The organism is Draconibacterium mangrovi (genome assembly GCF_010586825.1).
Classification (GTDB): Bacteria; Bacteroidota; Bacteroidia; order Bacteroidales; family Prolixibacteraceae; genus Draconibacterium; species Draconibacterium mangrovi.
The window spans coordinates 91794-109105 of the sequence record NZ_JAAAGB010000001.1 but is presented as its reverse complement, the minus strand read 5'-3'; the positions used below and the strand labels follow the sequence as shown (position 1 = coordinate 109105).

Genomic DNA, 17312 nt, shown 5'->3' with positions numbered 1-17312 from the left:
ATGATAACAGATATTTCGCCTAAAGAAATGAAATTGCGTACCCGGAGTAACCTGGGATTAGAGCCGGACAAAATATTGTTTGCTACCAAGCAACGCAATTTAAGCCAAAATGTTGTTCGCCTTGATGAATACCGGCAGTATTGGGAAAGCCTGGAAGATGTGCGCGACAGGATGCATGAGAATATAAATTTTATGCGTGGCCGTCAACTGGAGCGTAAAGTAACCAACGATTCGGGCGAAACAATAACTGAAGCTGAATATATTGCTGAACAGGGAAAAACCCCTTATGTGCAAAATATTATCCGGCCAATAGTTACCACTATCGAGGGTTTGTTCCGTCAGGACAAAGGGAAAAGTATGGTGGTATCGCGCAAACCCGGATCGGCACGACAGGAAAAAATTCTCACCAATGCTTTACAGTCGGTTTTGGATGTGAATGAAATTAGCGAAGTGGATCCGCGTGTGTTGGATTACTTTTTAGCATCGGGAATTCCGGCCATGCGTTTAGGTTTTGATTACTGGCCCGATTTACAGCGCCATGAAGTGTTGATTGATTATTACGATCCGAATTATATTTTCTTTAATAACGACATTCAGGATATTCGGGGTAAGGACCTGCGTTTAATAGGTATGTTGCACGATATGACACTGGATGATATGTATGTTCATTTTGCCCAATCAGCATCGGACAAGGAAGCGATACGCCGCCTTTATCATGTTGACCGGCACGAAACACCGCATTACGACAGTTTGAGCCCTGAGCGCATTAAAAACCTGAATTTTTATATGCCAACTGAAAGTCATAAATGCCGGGTGATTGAGGTATGGGAAAAACGTGCTGTTGATGTTATTAAGTGGAGCGATGAGGCTGATGGAAGCGAAGGTGAATGGACACGACCTATTGAAGAACTGGAGGCTATTGCCCGACAGCGATTTGAAAAGTACATTGCCGAAGGATTCAGTATGGATGATGTGCCTCGTATTCATTATAAGTTTGAACCAAGTTACCGTTGGTTTTATAAATTTATGACACCATGGGGCCATGTGCTTAAAGAGGGTATTAGTCCTTACCGCAATTTTCAACATCCGTTTGTGTTGGCCCCATATCCGTTAATAAGTGGCGAGGTATTTGGTTTTGTAGAAGAATTAAAAGACACCCAGGAGCAGTATAACCGCATATTTACCTTGATGGATTTTATACTGAATACCAGTGCAAAAAATACCCTTATTATTGATGAGGCCAGCTTAGGCGATAAACGTCCTGAAGATATTGCAGAAGATTACCGCAGGGTTGGTGGAGTAATTGTGTTACGATTAAAAGATGGTGCAAAACCCCCGAAAGAGCTTAAAGGTGCCGGACTTGACCGGGCATTGTTTGAGATTATTAATATGTACACCAAGTTAATGCAGGATATTTCGGGAGTACAGCCAAGTTTACAAGGGCAAAGTGCAGGATCGAATGTACCGGCCAGCCGGTATATTGCCGAAGCACAGGGAAGCACTATTAACCTGAAACGCTGGTTAGATTTCTTTGCATCGTACCGCAAAAAACGCGATATGAAAGTACTGGATATGATTCTTCAGTTTTATAACAGTGGGCGTTACCTTACCGTTACCGGCAGCGACAGTAAAGAAGATAAATATTACGACCCGGCAGAGGCGCGTAAGTTAGCCAACGATTTACAGCTGGTAATTGCCAAAGGTGGCGACAGTCCGGTTTATAAGGCTATGAATGATGAAATGCTGAAAGACCTGTTAATTCAGAAGTTAATTACACTGGAGCAGTTCTTGAAACATACCGATTATCCTTACAGCAAAGCTCTGTTAGAAGATTTACAGAATGCAAAAGAACAGGCCGAGAGTGGAGAAGATCCGAATGCAGTATTAAGCGGATTGGGACAAGCGGTGCAGCGGAGGGAGGTTGCGGCGTGACCTCTGACCCACTCCGTCCTGCGGACACCTCCCCCTAAAGGTGGAGGGAACAGCCTTTGTGCTATAATGATGTTTTGTTGTTTGTTTGGGAGGTTTAGTTTAGTTAGGTAGTTTGGCCCCGGTTCTTATTGAGCCGGGGTTTTTGTTATAAAAAACTCCGGCAGTAACGGCTACCGGAGTTAAATTAACAGCCTGACTTTCACAGGCAGCGGTTCTCCTTTCGGTTCCGGTGCTAAATAAGTTCTTCAATTTGCATTAGTTCTTCAGATGTTGCATCGTTAGTATCGATAAGGCGGTGAAGCACTACCTTAAACCGCGAAAGAAATGAGTTAGGCTCAGTAGATTCGTTTTCTTTCGATTGTTCCTGTATTGATTTACCTTTTAGTTTTTCGCGCAATTCTTTTACCCGGCACGAATTACGATAAGCTAATCCAACCGCATTTTCTAACTCGTTTAACACTAAGTTTAATTCTTTTTCTTTTGTTATTTCATTATTTGTAGGCATGATGTAATAGCAGCTAACCTTTACGCCGCAAGGTTTTTATATTAAGCAAATAATTTTTCAGTAAGGAAACCGGCAATATATCCCATGGCTTCAATATCATCTATTCCAACATATTGCGCTAATCGATCTTCAATGTGTCGTTTTTCGTGGCCCAGGGTATTAAGCCGTTGAGCAGGAGAAGTACAAGGAAAAAGAATAACGCAAAACATTTTTGACTTTTGGTGCCGGTAAGTATAACCCCCGTTAAATTTTCCCTGTATTATTTCTTCCTCGATTTGTGAAATATCTTCAGGATCGATCCTGTTTCGTTTCAGTTCTTTACGAATGATTTTGGCATCGTCTTTAGTTTCCACTTCGATAAGCGAAACCCCGTAACCGTATAGAGGTATGTTAAAGCGTTTTACTTTCATTTTTTATGTGGTCCTTGTTTTCCGAATGCGCTTTTAGGTAATCCCATCATTGAGTGAATTTGCCCTAAAGCTTTTGCACATGCTTTTGCATGATCGGGTATTTCAGCTTTTAGTTCGTTAATTTGTTTTGTAACTTCTTCGTTTTTCGGAATTTTTTCGTTGTAGAATAGCTTACCGCATTCGTGATTGCAGAAAAATAGCCGAGGGTATTTATCGGTGAACAGAGCCGGAATTTTATACACGAAGCCTTTATGTTGCGCTTCGGCACCGGCAGCACCCCATGACTTTTCTGTTTCGAACAGAAACTTGTTACATTGGTTGCAGTGGATTTTTTTCATTGGTCTAACCTTTTAGGGTAATAACTCTCTCTCATTTTAAAATCTCCACGATCTACACACAATGAAGCAGATTCATTCAGTGTGGTTCTTCGGTCCTTTTTTACGCACTTGTGAAACTTGCGTTTTCCTTCGTAGTAATACTGGCAATGTTCGCAGTCTTTACACTTTGCCGGTCTTGTGTAGGTTATTACTCCCATTATTTTTAAGTTTTGGTTTATTACGTTGTGAATCTTTAAGCTCGTACCACTTGACAAAATCCATAATGTAGTTGTAAGTTTCTTCACCGCATTGAAGCTGTATGTGTTTACTGGTTACTAATTCATAGAATTCATCATCGCCGTGTTCCTTTCGATAAGCAGGGGCAAAGTCAGGACCGATAATTAATCTTCGTGGTTCGACAGAATTATTACTAAACACTTGTTTGACAAATGCAGTCAAGTCATCATTCGTAAGTCGATGAGGAGCTATTCCTGTTTGTAAGCCCATTGCGATTGCTCGTAATCCTTGTCCTGCACCTATAATTGCTATTTTCTTACATGACATAGTAGTTAACTTATAAGTTAATTAATCGATCTTCAGGGTTTTCTTTACAATCATTCGCATATCGTCAAGATGTTCCTGTTTGGCTCTTAATTCACCTTCAAGAGTGTGTTGATTATCTGGTTTAATTCCCTTCCGAGACAGTGTTTCTGCTATCTCTTTAAAAACGATATTCGAAATCGTCTCAGGAAGCGACAACATAGGTTGCAGCCCAAGACCTTTAGGTGTAGCCAGTTCGTCTTTTATTTCAGTACGAACGATTTGTAATCCGTCGAAATGCAGATTGTACATTTTTGTTCCAACGAGTTCAGTTACCCAAACAAACTTATGTCTGCTGCTGTAACTGTCTTCTATAAATACGTTAATTCCTTGTTGCATTATTAAAGATTTATAATGGTTGTTTGTAATAGTTTTGCCTGTTCATAGCTTAGTCCGTCCACATATACACGGTGTTTATTATGGTCGTGGCTTTGAGTACCAAAGGGCGTTGTATCGTCAATATTGGCTGAATAACCTTTTTGTCTCTTCAGTTTTTGATAGATTTCCTTAATTACTTTGGCATCCCAAAGGGCGTTGTGCCTTTGGGGTAATGAATGTTTATCAATTCGTTCTAATGATTGCCATAATTCTGTATCAGTAACATCAATACATAGTTCTTCCCGGTTTAAATCAAAAGCTTCTTTAGGTGTAATACTTTTTTTAATGGAAATTAAATCGTTCAGATCGAACGGGACCGGGGAAATGTTATCGGGGAGTTTTGGGAGGCCGGTTCTCGTAATTATTGAAATTCGTTCCAATCCAAAACCATTTTCACTTTCAGCAATCATAATTCGTTCTCCTGCTTTAGTAAGGAACTTCATTTGCTGAAACTTTAATTCATCTATTGGATCTGTTAAGTATTTTAAGTTATCGATCTCTTTTTTTATTTCCCATTCAGCTAACAACTGCACCAACCAGTACCAATCCCAGGTACCACAATCGCAAATGAATTGTATTTGGTAGTCGGAGAATTGATGAAGCCATTCTTTCAGATAATTACTAACGGAATGAATTGCACCTATTACTACTTTCGTTTTTGGTAATTGTTTACCAACCTCTGAATTTTCTTTTATAAGTAGTTTGCTCAACACATTTTCTTTTACCCAATCATCACAACGATTACTATCGTAATCGGAGAATTCGGCGTAGAAGGATTTTTGCGTGAAACCTTTATGCCATTCACCAGAACAATTCTCACAATCCTCATTTGGCTGCAAGTTTTTATCAATACATTTACTGCACAATTCATCACTTATAATCCCAAGCGAAATAGGTTGAGCATCGGGAGATAGTGAGGTAAATTCAAAATCGAAATAGAGATTTATTGTTTTCATATTTATTTTTTTAGTGGATAAAAACCATGAAATGACATTGATACAAAAGGTGTATCTACTGTTTGTGGATCTCTTATAAATATTGCTTGTTCATCAAGCTTTAATTCAGGAATCTTTTGTACAGAAATAACGTCTCCCTCAATCCAATACATTTTATTATCAAAAATGAAGAAGTTTTCGGGGTAATACGATACTTCCTCTACCGGTATACCGTATATTTCTTTACAACTAAGTTTCTCTCCGTTCTTTTGTTTGAGTTTTGAATTCATGTAGTCGTTAAATATTTCGATCAACTTACGACCTGTTTTAATCGACTTTTGCTCTTTGTCGGGTTGTAATTGTTTAAATTCCTGGGCTAAGCGAAGAAACTTTTCAGGAATTGATTCTTTGCACTCAGCATTTTGATTTATTAAATCAAGTATTCCGTTTCCGGATCCATGTCTGCTGCCCCAAAGAATATTGTTGGTTAATTCTTGGCCAGTTACAATAACTGCTCGAATATTCATTGCTTCTACTGAATTAGGTTCAAGTACAAGTATTCGCTTTTCTTTTTCAAGCTTTTCTACTCGTTGTTTTAGTTTTTGATATGACGATAGTTTTTTCATATTATTCAGTTTTTAATAGTTCTGCAAAAGTTTGGTTAGCAGCGTTTGTTCGTTTTACAATACCTTCTTTTCGAAGTTCGTTAAGCTGCACAACAGTAGTAGGGCCAAAGGCCAGTTTGAGCAAAATAACCGGAAATAATGGCCGATTTGTTTTAGCGTAAGTTTTTAGCAAAAACTGGTGTACTTCATTCATATTATTCGTAGTCTATATCCATACCTGCAAAAGGGTAGGTACCGTATTTTTCGTACCATGGAGCAGGTTTTTGTTTTGGCTTTTTTATTGGGCGTGTTGACCCCCTTCCGGTTAAAACCGACCTCCCCCCGGAGGGGGAGGAAACAGCCTTCTTATTCCTTCTCTTGCCTTTCATTTTTCTCTTGCGTTTCATCTTCCGGCTTTTTGTTTTTAGGATTGGCGATTGGTTGAATGTTGCGGTGTTTTGCCTGGTTGCGTTTCTTTTTAAGCCGAATGTTAGTGCCTTTGTTTTTGCGTTTACTACGTGCAATTTCATGTACATCGTGTGCGGCATGACCCGATCCGGTTGAGCCCTTTGGCGGATGGGCAATATATGCTGCGGTACGCTCCATATCTTTTGCGGTAAGGTCTTTTTTGAAGGCCCGGATTGTTTTATGGATTTTAAAATCGAGCGTTGAAAATGTTCGATACCTGAAATCGCTGTCGCGCACTACATACACTTTATAGCCTTCGGTATTTGCCCGGGCAATTGCTTCTTTTTTAGCCATGTTAAAGAACCGCCTGCGGATGTACAGTTTCTGGATTCTCCACCGGGTTAGTAAGAATACTCTTGGCAGGTTGCGAAATACCCACAACATATCGTCGCGTTCTTGTTTGCGAATTTCGCGTACTGAATAAGCGGCAAAGTCTTTCATTGCTTCGCGTATGTACGGGAAAGCCTGTTTTGGAACTGTTACATTTTCGCGTGTTAAACACTCGGTAAGATGCAGTTCGAGGTAGGTAGGCATACCTTTGTTCACTTTTTTAGAATTTTGCATAACTTGTATTTCTTGTATTTCTTTTTGGTAATCGTGTTGTATTAATCATTTTGGGCAGGTCCATGTGTTTTATGGCCAGCCATACAGCTCCGGCGGTGTACATTACCCTGTCGTCGTGTTTACCATCGATGTTTCCGAGTTCTCCGTTTTCTTTTACTTCGTACCATGAGAATTCATCACAGGCGTTCGTGTCGTGCTCTATGTAGCCCCAATCGTCCTGTTCGCCAGTTTCGGCCCTGAATATTTCGCGCATAGAGCCACGAAGGGCGTTAATTATTAATCCTTTAGTTTTTGTATTGGTGTGGAAGCCGTATTTAGGTATCCATTCGTCACCCACTTTTTCCTGATCGTTACGGGTATATATATTTGGGTAGTCGTCTTTAATTTCGTCGAGAATTGTTAGTGAATGGTTGCCTTCAACGCCTTTCTTTTTTAGCGATTGAACTTCGAAAGCCAGTAAGGGGAATTCGTTAATCTCGCGGTTGGCATAGGCCATACAAAGCTGTGCACATTTCCAGGCAAACAAGTCCTGATCAAGGTGTCCGTGCCAGTCGAGTACCACCTCCGGATCGTTACCGTAAAGCATAGGTTCGCGGTCGATTAATTTAAAACCCGAGTAGTCGGCATTTTTCGAAATACCACCAATATCGGCAAACCCACAAAAGCGATAACGTATGGGCAGTATTGCAGCCTGAAGTTCTTCGGGCGTTTTCCATACTTTAAGGTTTCCCTGGTGAACTTCTTCTATTCGTACATTATTTAATGCTTCTTTTCCTAATCGCGCATCGCCGTACACGTCGCCTACCAAAACAGGATCGATACAATGGCGGCGAACAGCCAGAACATAATTCGGAGGAAATACTTTTTGTCCGGATGATTGGAAAGCCTCTTCGGGAGTAGATGGATTTTCCGACATCATTTCCCAATCCTGGTATCCTTTATCGGCTTTATGCAGCCGGTACCAGTTAATTCCTTCGAGCGTAGCGCCCAATTCCCAAAGATACCATTCGTAATCTTCCCACGATTTTATAAAATCTTCTGCCGGTATTTCAAGCGGTGTTCTGCACCTGTCGATTTTCCACCACGGAATAAACACAGCTTTGTAGCGTGATTTGCCGGAAACGGCTAGTTGCCATGAATCGTGAAAATAATTTAGTCCTTTAGCTGTTGATTCTTCAACAATGAGGGTATAAGGTTGATCGGGCACTGTTTCTTTCAGCGATGCAACCAGGTTCATTGCTTTAATCTTTTCCGTGTCTTTCCAAAGCCCTACCTCTGATAAATGGGCCATGGCATAGTTGTAAGAACGGAACTGATCGGGATTAAGGTAAGAGCCCACACCTATAACGCATTTGCGCTCTACCGACATCCGGTTTTTTGATGAGCCTTTATAGGGTTTGAAAGTAATTTTACCAAAAACTTTCGGGTAATGTTCGGCGGCAGTGTCGTACATGTTCGAAATATTTTTGGCGGCATCGTCAACCTGGGCACAAACGGCAGCATGCCAGTTTTCGCGATGAATTTGCTGAATCCACATCATATAAATCTGTACTAATGTAGATCCGCCCCATTGCCGGGCCTTTAACAGAACAACACGAATAGGAACGCCACGAAGGCGCATTTCCTCCAGTTCGTAAAGCAATTCTCGTTGAGCACCTCTAAGAATAAAAGGAACGTGTTTGAATGTATCTTTATTCAGAATAGTAACGCACATTGCCGCCCAAAACTCAAAGTCGTGCTTAAACCGTTCCTGAATAAATAGTTGAAATAATTTGCCTACTGAAATATTAAGATTTGCTGCTGCCTTTTTGAATGTACCGGCTTTTAAAATGATTGAAGTTATTTCGGCCTCCAACATTGAATTGGGTAAAAACAGCTCCATGTCAACATCCGGGAACCAAACTTTTGTACGTTCCAGTGGCGAACCGATTCCGCGCAAAGGATCGTAAGTTGCATCGAGCAAGCTATTGCGTCGGCTGTTCTCGTTTAATATTTCGGTAATCGATTTATTCATTATTACATTTGGGTGCCCGGTTTTCAAACACTCCGCGATTTTTCATCCAATCGTTATGTTTTCGCATCAGTGTTTTTTCGTTGTAGAAAGTTTCTTCGGCCACCTCGGCAATAATTTCGCTTCGTTTTTTTGGAGCAACGCAGTCGCCATGTTCTTCGCGCACCTTTTTGAATTTTTTGTTGTATTCCTCGGTTCTTTCATCGATGAGGATCATGGCTGCTTCGAGCCGGGTATTAGCTATTGGCATTTTATTAGAATTTGTTGCTACTAATTTATGCAATTAAGCATGTACAAAAAACATATAAACGTGAATATTTATCAACTATATGTGAACAATGTACATGTAAATAAGGAATGACTACTCTACTTTTATACCATTATAAAGCCGAAAGGCACTAACACTTAATTCGGTAAATCATGGTAGACGAGAAAAAAGATACAGTTGTTAACGAAGAAGCCGCAGCAGAGGCTATACCGGAAACTACTGAAACTGTAGAGGCACTAGCTGAAACTATGCCGGAAGAACAAGAGACAGAGGAAACGCCTTTGTTGATTGCAGTAAGAAAGTATGTGCCGGAAGCGACACCTGAGGATGTTGAAAAAAATGCGGTAATGGTGATTGATAAACTTAGTGGACCGCAAGAGAAGTTATTAACTGCTGCAAAACGATTTCCTGCTTTTGCTGAGATGCTTTATTACATAAGTGAAAAAGGAATGGACCCGGTAGAAGCGATTGCCCGGACATTTGACCGTGACGTATTAAATCCACCTGAAGGTGCACCGGATTGGGAAAATATCAACAGTGCCGTTGCGGCCCGTGATGAGGAGATAAAGGGCCGCGATGAGCGCATGGCTACCTATAAAAAGAATGGCGAAATCTCGCTTGAAAATGCCGCGAAGTTTATTGAAGAAAAAGAAATGGATGAAGAAAAGGGAATCGCCTTTTTAACATTCGTTGATTCGATTAAAGCCGACCTGGTAGATGATAACATTAGTCCTGAGCATTTTGCCTCGCTTTACAAGGCATGGATTTATGACGAAAAGATGAAAGAGATTGAGGAGCTGAAAAATGCAGAAATAGAAACTGCAGAAACAAGAGGCAGAAACCAACAAATAACCGATCGCATGAAAAATGCAGATAAGGGAGATGGAATGCCACACATTTCAAGCGGAGGTAATAAGCCTAAGCGCAAATTGAACGAAACTGAAAAGTTTTTTGAAGGAGTTATTTAAGGAATGATTAAACAATAAATTTTAATTAATTATGAAACGAATATTTAGTTTAAAAGGTTTAGCAAGTCTGGCATTGCTTATGGTAGTTGGGCTTGTAGTTGGAGCAATTGCGGGACTGTTCCCGGTTGTTTCGGTATTTGCTGCTGAAGGCACAGTTGTTGCCGGTGGCACAGTGACACAAGAAGCCGCTACGGGTGGAGCTACTTACGATGAGGATGCGCAGTATTTAGATATGCGCGATGTACAGAAGCGAGTTGAGCTGTACAAACCCTATCAAACACCGCTATTAACCCTGATGAGCGACAATGCCATTGAAAGCACTAATAGTTGGGAAAAGAAATACTATGCTGTTGATGCCAGAGGATTAAGCGCCACGATTGCCAGTGCAACTGCAATTTCGAGTGGAGTGACCACATTGACTGTTGATGACAGTTCGGCATTTACCAAATTAAATACCATTTATTTTACAGGTATTACCACTGCACCAACACTTGTAGCCACCGGTTCGCGTTTCCTTGTAGGTATTGTTACCGGATTCCCAACAACTAATCAAATGACTATCCAGTTACTGAATGCTGGTACCACGTTGGCCAATACCGATCTTGCCGCAGAAGTAATTTATCGTTCAGGTTCGGCACACGATGAGATTGCCGCAAGTACAACTGCATGGGGTAAATTACCTGAAACTGACTTTAACTATGTTCAGAACTTTATGGAACAAGTTGAAGAAAGTGAATTTCAACAGCTAATGAAAAAAGAAGCTGATTGGGGTATTGCTCAGTTAAAACGAATGGCGATTGAAGATTTCAAGCTTCAGCGCGAAAGAGCTTTCCTTGGAGGTTTTAAAGCTGTAAGCCGTGTAACTGTTGACGGAGAAGAAAAACGAATTTACACTTGTCAGGGTATTCTGAACGATTCAGGTGTACAAATACTTACTCCTACGCTGGCTAACTTATCGAGCGCCGGTGATTTTACTACCTGGTTAAAAACATTCTTTACCGGAAATAACGGAAGTAAATCGCGTTACCTGCTTGGTGGTGCTGATTTGATTGAAGCCATTGAAAAAGTTAATGTTGATAATAAACGATTAACAGCGAAAGAGGTTGAAACAGTTCACGGAATTGAGTTTGTAAAACTTGTTTCGACATTTGGTACATTGAATGTAAGTTACTACGAACAAATGGACTTGTTAGGCAAACCTAAAGGTGGTATTGTGGTTGACAAAGCCAATATTGGAACCTGCGACCTTGCCGGAGCCGGTTTTAATGTTCGTAAGATTGACAAAAAATCGTCGGGTATTGCCAAAGTTGATGCTTATGCAATTGAGCAAACTTCAACTATGTTGGTGAAGAATAAAAAATCACACTACATCATCGAAGGAAGTTAGTATTCCGATCTATATAACGGAGCAGTTTTCTCTGCTCCGTTACTTTTCATTTTGCTTAATAATTAAAACTACAACAATGGCAACATTAAAACGATATATTAGTTATTCTCCGCTTACCATAGAGGTAAGTAATGGAGAGAGCAGCGTACTACTGCCATTTTCAGGAAGAAACCCAAATGGTGGATTCTTTTTTGAAACAACAGACCCGGAATGGCAAAAACACATTGAAGCATCTCCGTTTTACAAAAAAATGTTCAATTGCGAAGCCCCACAGAAGGTTTCCGACAGTCATAAGCCGGTTACTAAAGCCCCCGTATTTCCTTCAAAAAAAGTATTAGCAGAGCCGGTAAATATCCCGGTAAAAGCCAACACATCGGTTTATCAACCATTGCTTGATGAGGTGTTAAAACTTTATCCTGATGCAACGGTAGAAAATTACCAGGAGAAAGCGTGTGAGCTTATTGCTTCTATTAATGACGGATTAGGCGATAAGGATGATGAAGAAACACCTTCGCCAGATCCAAATGAGGAAGAAACCCCCCAAGGGGAGAGCGAACAGCCTTCTCCTTCAACCGGATTGCCGGAGAAAAAAGTAAAAACACTTGCTGCAGCTAAAAAATGGCTGGCTGAAATGGGAGTAGTTTGTTCGCCAAAAACAAACACTGAAAAAGCTATTGAATTAGCGAAAGAAAAAGGATTTGACTTGGTGGTTGACAAGAACCTTGAAGAATAGCATAAAACCAGAGAATTTGAAAGCCCTGCCCTTTCAGGGTAGGGCTTTTTTACATTAAAGAATACGATGGGCACATTAGTACAGGAAAAACTAGCATATCAATCAGCGCTTATAGCCTTACTGGAAAGTTTGGATTTAAGCACCGATGGTGATGGTTCGGGGAGTGGAGGCATAGGCGAGATTAGCGATGCACGAATGGCACTTGTTAATTTGGTTAAGATTAAACTTGATGAGCTTATTCCGCAAGGCGAAGGTGTTGTTTATAACTTAGAATCTGAGCCTAATGTTAGTGATCCATTGGATTTGTATATCAACGGACTTTTGGATGAGGCTGCAAAGAATGTATTACAAACAGCGCCCAAACATATTTGCCCGGTAAAACAGTCGCTTGAAAGTGCTATAGTTGATGACAAAGACGATAAAATAGGTTATATAAAATGTCCTCAAGACTATTTACGGCTTTTTGCTTTGCGACTAAGTGAATGGAAAAGACAGGTTTCGGAACCAATCACAATAGCTGATGCCAAATATCAGGAACAAGGTAATAAATATACAAGGGGCGGAACAGCAAAACCCGTTGTTGCGATTACAAAACATGCTGCAGTAGAATTAGTAATACCAGACTCATTTCAATTGCTTAGTTCTTTGGTGCCAGACGGGTGGGAAGGTGGATTTCCAGAAGGAGTATATAAATACAAGGCAAAATATCTTTATGGTACACGTGAATCGAATGCCAGTGTAGAATCTTCGATAACGATAGCTTCTGGCGAAACAAAATATATAAACCTATATACTATACCTTTTACAGATGGGGTTACGTCAGTTGAGGTATATCGTACTGAAGCAAATGGAGGTGAGTTCAAATTAGCAATATCAATTACGGCAGATGAAAATAACTATCTGCTAACGTATGGCGATGGTACAACGGCTACTTATAGTAAAAACACTTCGTTATATGAAGACAAGACACAGGACATTGATTTAGGCAAAGCTATTGCAGAAGATGAGGTGCCCTATACAGGAAAAGTACTTGAATACTACTCGGTAAAATCAGCACATACTATAAACCGCTTTTTATATATCCCAATAATGGCCGCCGAAGATACACCGGGAAATCTTTGGGATTCGATTAGCTGGATATGTGCCGGTAAGATTTTGCAAAACATAAATCTTGCGGAATTAAGTAAGCTGGCCTTTGAGCAAGCCAATTTATGTTACACCAACTTAAGGTAGAATTATGGGAGCATTATCAGTAGAGCAAATGGCATTGGTTGAGGCCCTTGTAAAAGAACAACAGGATTATACAAGGGCAAATATTATTAATGCGTGGTTGATGAAATTCGGCGTGACGGAAGCGGTTGCCGGAGATAATGTAATAAGCTTTTCGGATGATGGAGTTGATGTTACAAGAGACGACCCTTACGATGATACCAGTTACATAATTGATGTAATTGAAGCACAAACAGCCGATGGAGTTGATGTGCGCGATGAACTGGAGATACTGGATGAAAATAAAACTGTTAACGGGTTTGTGATAAACTGTTTGCAGCCCTGCACAATTAAATGGCAAACCAGCAGAAGGACACCTAAAGTAGAATTTTTTACCTAATGAAAAGATATTTAGTTAGCATATTACTATTGGTACTGGTTGCAACAGGTTTTGCACAGAACAGGCCCAATTCCAGGACAAAATCGATACCATACCTGCAAACAGCAGAAATAAGTATTTCGGGTTACCTGGTATGGCATGGCGATACTATTGATTTTTCGGACCTGATAGACAGTATGGTTCTTCGTGTTGAAGATTCGACCAAATATGTTACTCCAACGGCGTTGAATGACAGTCTTGCAGCATTGGCAGGTGGACACGATATTTTAACTCTTGATGCCAACGCTACACTTGCCGGTATGTATTTGAACGAACAGGTATTGGGAATGCTTAAGGCAGGATCGGCACAGAACGGTTGGTTAAGTTGGGAGGATTGGGTACGGTTTAACCAAAAGTTGAGTTGGGTATACCACGACAGCACATTAATAGGAGAGGGAACCTTTACCAATCCTTTACGGGTAGATACTTCGCGTTTTTTAACCGAACTTGATAATACGGGCGATTGGCAGGGAACATGGTTTGGGCACGATACGGCTTACTTTATTACCATTATTGAAGATGATGCTTTTAGTGCCGCATGGGATGGCGATATGGATGCCGCCAGTAAAAATGCCATTTACGATTACCTGAATAGTTTGAGTTTTGGCGTAACTGATTTAAGCAATACCGCAACACCAACTTATATTACCGTACATTCGAGTACGGGTACTGATACTAATCTTCCGTTGGCCGATCAAACCAATGCAGGATTATTGGCACCCGGAGATAAAACCAAGCTTGACAATTTAGAATATCCTATTGATACGATTTATGTAATACCTGATAATACATTCCCGATAGAGTGGCTGAATTACACCGCCAACGGGGAGGAAATAACCATTACCGATATACCGAAACCCGATGGATTGTATTCGGGAGGAATAGTAACCTGGCAAACCGGGTTAACATTTGCCGTTGGTCCGGCTGCTTATTACATCGATGGTACATTATACACCTCCGGCTCCACAACGCTAACGCTTACTGCTGCTGATGCTACCAATAGCAGATTTGATTTATTTGTGGTAGATACCCTGGGAGTGGTAAGTTATATTACCGGAACACCTTCGGTAAATCCGCAAACACCACAATATGATTTATCGAGCCAGTTGCCGCTTACAAGTGTATTGATACTTGCCAATGCAACCGAACCAAGTGATCCTGGCGGCGGTTCGTTAGTAACAGAAGTAGTGTATGATGAGAATGTAGAGTGGACAACCGGCTATTCGGGTGTAGTTACCGATTTTAACCAAACCGCAGTAGTACACAACGGAAGCATTGCTGCCGAAGGTAATACATTAAATAACGGCGATTATATTTATTTTCAATCGGCTACGGATATAGCGATAGGTGACTATGAAACCTTATCATTATGGTTAAAGTTAAAGGAGCCACTTTATTTTAAAGATGATTTGGCTGTACAGTTGTATTGGAATGGTGTAACAGTTACAGGCCCGGTGCTTATCGATTACAACAATTCAACTACTGAGTGGCAGTTTGTTTCTATTGATTTATCTGAATTTGTAATCAGCTCCGTTTATTTTGATGAGATACGGGTTATAAACGACCTTTTTAAATCGACTGCCCCCGATGGTTGGTACATTGATTATGTGATTTTACAGGGAGGAATAGATATACCTGCAACCGTTGGCGACGATTGGGGCGACCAGGTGGTTGTTTCGGATGAAACCCTGAATGGAGTGGGAACCATTGGCGATCCGTTAAAGGTTGATACAGCGCTTATGGCAACCAAAACCGACATTGATACGCTTAGTGCGAATGTAAGAGATAGTTTGCTTGTACACCGTACCGAAATTGAAGCACTAAAAGACAGTATAACAGAACACCGCACAGAACTTGAAAACGTTAAAGATTCGATTATTGTACACCGTACCGAAATAGAAACGGTTAAGGATAGTTTGCTTATACACCGCACAGCTATTCAGACCAATATTGATAGTTTAATCGTTCATCGCGAACAGTTGGATAGTATATTTTCGACACTTTATTTGCACGATTCGATATTTGTTGACCTGCACGATTCGATAACACAGGTAAATATTGAGATCAATAATTTATACGATTCGATTACCATAATTAATACGGACATATCGAACCTGTACGATTCGATTACCAACTTAACAAACGACATTAGCAACCTGTATGATTCGTTAACGGTAGTGAATGTTGACATTGAAAACCTGTACGATTCGATAACGGTAATAAACCTTGAATTAACGAATGTTTGGGACACAATAATACAGAACAGCTACGACATTGATAACATACTGGATTCGCTAACAGTAATTAACAATAAAATTGACAACATTGAATTAGACGTTGATGGCGATAATTGGGGAACACAAACCGTAGAAAGCGATAGTACCCTGAAAGGCGATGGCACATTAGGCAATAAACTGGGTGTTGATATTCCGGGATTGACTGAATTACCATCCTTATCGATCCTTAATTCAGGAAGTAAATATTTAATGATTTCTGATGGAACTACACATAAAAAAATAGCTGCGGTAAACTTACATGCTCCTGTTTATATCAATGGAATCGAAACAGCAACATCTCCGGTATATTACAATCTTATGGGAACCAACGGGGTTAACGTAGGAGGTGATGCAAATGGAAATATACAAATTACTGCCGATACAACTGAACTGGCTACTAAATACGACATTGATACCACCAAACAATACATTGACGAAAGTATAAACGTAGCCATAAGTTTAATTACCGACCGGACCGAAGTTGACAGCCTGAAAATACTGGGCACAACACTATATCTGTATTATGGCGACAGTACACGAACTGTTGACCTTGCCAGTTTGCAGGATGGCACCGGAACCGATGATCAAACGCTTTCGCTCGTAACCAATACATTGAGTATTGAGGATGGAAACAGTGTTAGTCTTTCACCATATTTAGATAATACCGATGCACAAACATTGGATGTTGCACAGTTAACAGGTACCAATCTTGAACTGTCGATTAGTAACGATGGCGAAGCAACACGTAGTATCGATTTATCTCCTTTACAAGATGGCTATGAAGCCAATACCGACGATCAGACTATTGATGTTTTCAGTATTTCAGGAAATGATATTCAGTTAAGTATTGAAAATGATGGCGAAGCAACTAAAACAGTGGATATTTCGACCACAACAGCCGTAGCAGCCAATACAGCCAAAGAAACCAATGCCACACATACTGGAGAAGTAACAGGCGAAACAGCTTTAACCATTGCCGATGATGTAGTAGATTATGGAAATGTAGCCACAACTTTAACCGACACCATAGTTGACAACGACCTTTCGTGGGACTTCTCGGGTAAGCCAATTATTTATTCAACCGTAACCGGAGGCGGAACCATCGCTATAAGTAATCCGCAGATAAATAAAACCATTTGTGTGGTACTTACCATTTCGTCCTTTACATCGGTAACAGTGCCGAGCGAGATAGTAACATTAAACGGTTCGGCAGACTTTGCCGATGGAACTTTCTACATCTACATCCATTGCATAGGAACGAACCTTTTTACCATGAGTGTAACACAAGCAGCAAGCTGATAAAGGGT

The 17312-nt window shown here is 40.5% G+C and carries 18 protein-coding genes; 7 read left to right on the top strand and 11 right to left on the bottom strand.

Annotated elements, in window-relative coordinates; translation table 11 throughout:
* Complete coding sequence (locus tag G4420_RS00600; protein ID WP_163321693.1) at window positions 1-1932, top strand: portal protein; 1932 nt, start codon at window positions 1-3, stop codon at window positions 1930-1932.
* A gap of 232 nt (window positions 1933-2164) precedes the next feature.
* Here the strand turns inward: G4420_RS00600 and G4420_RS00595 are convergent, their stop codons facing one another.
* The 11 genes from G4420_RS00595 to G4420_RS00545 form a co-directional block, all read right to left on the bottom strand.
* Window positions 2165-2437 carry a hypothetical protein gene (locus tag G4420_RS00595; RefSeq protein ID WP_163321692.1) on the bottom strand — a complete coding sequence of 91 codons (273 nt, stop codon included), beginning with the start codon at window positions 2435-2437 and terminating at the stop codon, window positions 2165-2167.
* Window positions 2438-2478: 41 nt separating this feature from the next.
* Window positions 2479-2847 carry a hypothetical protein gene (locus G4420_RS00590; RefSeq protein ID WP_163321691.1) on the bottom strand — a complete coding sequence of 123 codons (369 nt, stop codon included), beginning with the start codon at window positions 2845-2847 and terminating at the stop codon, window positions 2479-2481.
* Window positions 2844-3185 carry a hypothetical protein gene (locus G4420_RS00585; RefSeq protein WP_163321690.1) on the bottom strand — a complete coding sequence of 114 codons (342 nt, stop codon included), beginning with the start codon at window positions 3183-3185 and terminating at the stop codon, window positions 2844-2846. The genes G4420_RS00590 and G4420_RS00585 overlap by 4 nt, the downstream gene beginning before the upstream one ends.
* A 159-nt stretch (window positions 3186-3344) precedes the next feature.
* Window positions 3345-3728, bottom strand: coding sequence for a hypothetical protein (locus G4420_RS00580; RefSeq protein ID WP_163321689.1), 384 nt, complete (start codon window positions 3726-3728; stop codon window positions 3345-3347).
* Window positions 3729-3749: 21 nt separating this feature from the next.
* Window positions 3750-4103 carry a hypothetical protein gene (locus G4420_RS00575; protein ID WP_163321688.1) on the bottom strand — a complete coding sequence of 118 codons (354 nt, stop codon included), beginning with the start codon at window positions 4101-4103 and terminating at the stop codon, window positions 3750-3752.
* Between the two features lie 2 nt (window positions 4104-4105).
* Window positions 4106-5098: a hypothetical protein gene (locus G4420_RS00570; protein ID WP_163321687.1), complete on the bottom strand. Its 993-nt coding sequence runs from the start codon at window positions 5096-5098 to the stop codon at window positions 4106-4108.
* 2 nt (window positions 5099-5100) lie between these two features.
* Window positions 5101-5703: a hypothetical protein gene (locus G4420_RS00565; protein WP_163321686.1), complete on the bottom strand. Its 603-nt coding sequence runs from the start codon at window positions 5701-5703 to the stop codon at window positions 5101-5103.
* A 1-nt stretch (window position 5704) separates the two neighbouring features.
* The gene (locus G4420_RS00560) at window positions 5705-5896 is read right to left on the bottom strand and encodes a hypothetical protein (protein ID WP_163321685.1); all 192 of its coding nucleotides are present in this window, start codon (window positions 5894-5896) and stop codon (window positions 5705-5707) included.
* 152 nt (window positions 5897-6048) lie between these two features.
* A complete protein-coding gene (locus tag G4420_RS00555; RefSeq protein WP_163321684.1) occupies window positions 6049-6714 on the bottom strand; it encodes a hypothetical protein in 666 nt (221 codons plus the stop codon).
* Entirely contained in the window at window positions 6701-8728 is a 2028-nt protein-coding gene (locus tag G4420_RS00550) for a hypothetical protein (RefSeq protein WP_163321683.1), read from the bottom strand. Before G4420_RS00550 ends, G4420_RS00555 begins: the two co-directional genes overlap by 14 nt.
* The gene (locus G4420_RS00545) at window positions 8721-8975 is read right to left on the bottom strand and encodes a hypothetical protein (RefSeq protein ID WP_163321682.1); all 255 of its coding nucleotides are present in this window, start codon (window positions 8973-8975) and stop codon (window positions 8721-8723) included. The genes G4420_RS00550 and G4420_RS00545 overlap by 8 nt, the downstream gene beginning before the upstream one ends.
* A gap of 170 nt (window positions 8976-9145) precedes the next feature.
* Between G4420_RS00545 and G4420_RS00540 the strand changes: the two genes are divergently transcribed.
* The 6 genes from G4420_RS00540 (at window position 9146) to G4420_RS00515 (ending at window position 17304) form a co-directional block, all read left to right on the top strand.
* Complete coding sequence (locus G4420_RS00540; RefSeq protein WP_163321681.1) at window positions 9146-9961, top strand: hypothetical protein; 816 nt, start codon at window positions 9146-9148, stop codon at window positions 9959-9961.
* A gap of 31 nt (window positions 9962-9992) precedes the next feature.
* Window positions 9993-11348: an SU10 major capsid protein gene (locus G4420_RS00535; protein WP_163321680.1), complete on the top strand. Its 1356-nt coding sequence runs from the start codon at window positions 9993-9995 to the stop codon at window positions 11346-11348.
* Between the two features lie 76 nt (window positions 11349-11424).
* The gene (locus G4420_RS00530) at window positions 11425-12081 is read left to right on the top strand and encodes a hypothetical protein (RefSeq protein WP_163321679.1); all 657 of its coding nucleotides are present in this window, start codon (window positions 11425-11427) and stop codon (window positions 12079-12081) included.
* Window positions 12082-12147: 66 nt separating this feature from the next.
* Window positions 12148-13314 (top strand): hypothetical protein, encoded by a 1167-nt coding sequence (locus tag G4420_RS00525; protein WP_163321678.1) that lies wholly within the window; start codon window positions 12148-12150, stop codon window positions 13312-13314.
* Between the two features lie 4 nt (window positions 13315-13318).
* Entirely contained in the window at window positions 13319-13690 is a 372-nt protein-coding gene (locus G4420_RS00520; protein ID WP_163321677.1) for a hypothetical protein, read from the top strand.
* The gene (locus tag G4420_RS00515; RefSeq protein WP_163321676.1) at window positions 13690-17304 is read left to right on the top strand and encodes a hypothetical protein; all 3615 of its coding nucleotides are present in this window, start codon (window positions 13690-13692) and stop codon (window positions 17302-17304) included. The genes G4420_RS00520 and G4420_RS00515 overlap by 1 nt, the downstream gene beginning before the upstream one ends.
* Window positions 17305-17312: the final 8 nt, after the last annotated feature.

Excerpts from the sequence above, each read along its gene's own strand:
- G4420_RS00600 (WP_163321693.1), top strand. The coding sequence starts at position 1 with ATGATAACAGATATTTCGCCTAAAGAAATGAAATTGCGTACCCGGAGT.
- G4420_RS00595 (WP_163321692.1), bottom strand. The coding sequence starts at position 2,437 with ATGCCTACAAATAATGAAATAACAAAAGAAAAAGAATTAAACTTAGTG.
- G4420_RS00590 (WP_163321691.1), bottom strand. The coding sequence starts at position 2,847 with ATGAAAGTAAAACGCTTTAACATACCTCTATACGGTTACGGGGTTTCG.
- G4420_RS00585 (WP_163321690.1), bottom strand. The coding sequence starts at position 3,185 with ATGAAAAAAATCCACTGCAACCAATGTAACAAGTTTCTGTTCGAAACA.
- G4420_RS00580 (WP_163321689.1), bottom strand. The coding sequence starts at position 3,728 with ATGTCATGTAAGAAAATAGCAATTATAGGTGCAGGACAAGGATTACGA.
- G4420_RS00575 (WP_163321688.1), bottom strand. The coding sequence starts at position 4,103 with ATGCAACAAGGAATTAACGTATTTATAGAAGACAGTTACAGCAGCAGA.
- G4420_RS00570 (WP_163321687.1), bottom strand. The coding sequence starts at position 5,098 with ATGAAAACAATAAATCTCTATTTCGATTTTGAATTTACCTCACTATCT.
- G4420_RS00565 (WP_163321686.1), bottom strand. The coding sequence starts at position 5,703 with ATGAAAAAACTATCGTCATATCAAAAACTAAAACAACGAGTAGAAAAG.
- G4420_RS00560 (WP_163321685.1), bottom strand. The coding sequence starts at position 5,896 with ATGAATGAAGTACACCAGTTTTTGCTAAAAACTTACGCTAAAACAAAT.
- G4420_RS00555 (WP_163321684.1), bottom strand. The coding sequence starts at position 6,714 with ATGCAAAATTCTAAAAAAGTGAACAAAGGTATGCCTACCTACCTCGAA.
- G4420_RS00550 (WP_163321683.1), bottom strand. The coding sequence starts at position 8,728 with ATGAATAAATCGATTACCGAAATATTAAACGAGAACAGCCGACGCAAT.
- G4420_RS00545 (WP_163321682.1), bottom strand. The coding sequence starts at position 8,975 with ATGCCAATAGCTAATACCCGGCTCGAAGCAGCCATGATCCTCATCGAT.
- G4420_RS00540 (WP_163321681.1), top strand. The coding sequence starts at position 9,146 with ATGGTAGACGAGAAAAAAGATACAGTTGTTAACGAAGAAGCCGCAGCA.
- G4420_RS00535 (WP_163321680.1), top strand. The coding sequence starts at position 9,993 with ATGAAACGAATATTTAGTTTAAAAGGTTTAGCAAGTCTGGCATTGCTT.
- G4420_RS00530 (WP_163321679.1), top strand. The coding sequence starts at position 11,425 with ATGGCAACATTAAAACGATATATTAGTTATTCTCCGCTTACCATAGAG.
- G4420_RS00525 (WP_163321678.1), top strand. The coding sequence starts at position 12,148 with ATGGGCACATTAGTACAGGAAAAACTAGCATATCAATCAGCGCTTATA.
- G4420_RS00520 (WP_163321677.1), top strand. The coding sequence starts at position 13,319 with ATGGGAGCATTATCAGTAGAGCAAATGGCATTGGTTGAGGCCCTTGTA.
- G4420_RS00515 (WP_163321676.1), top strand. The coding sequence starts at position 13,690 with ATGAAAAGATATTTAGTTAGCATATTACTATTGGTACTGGTTGCAACA.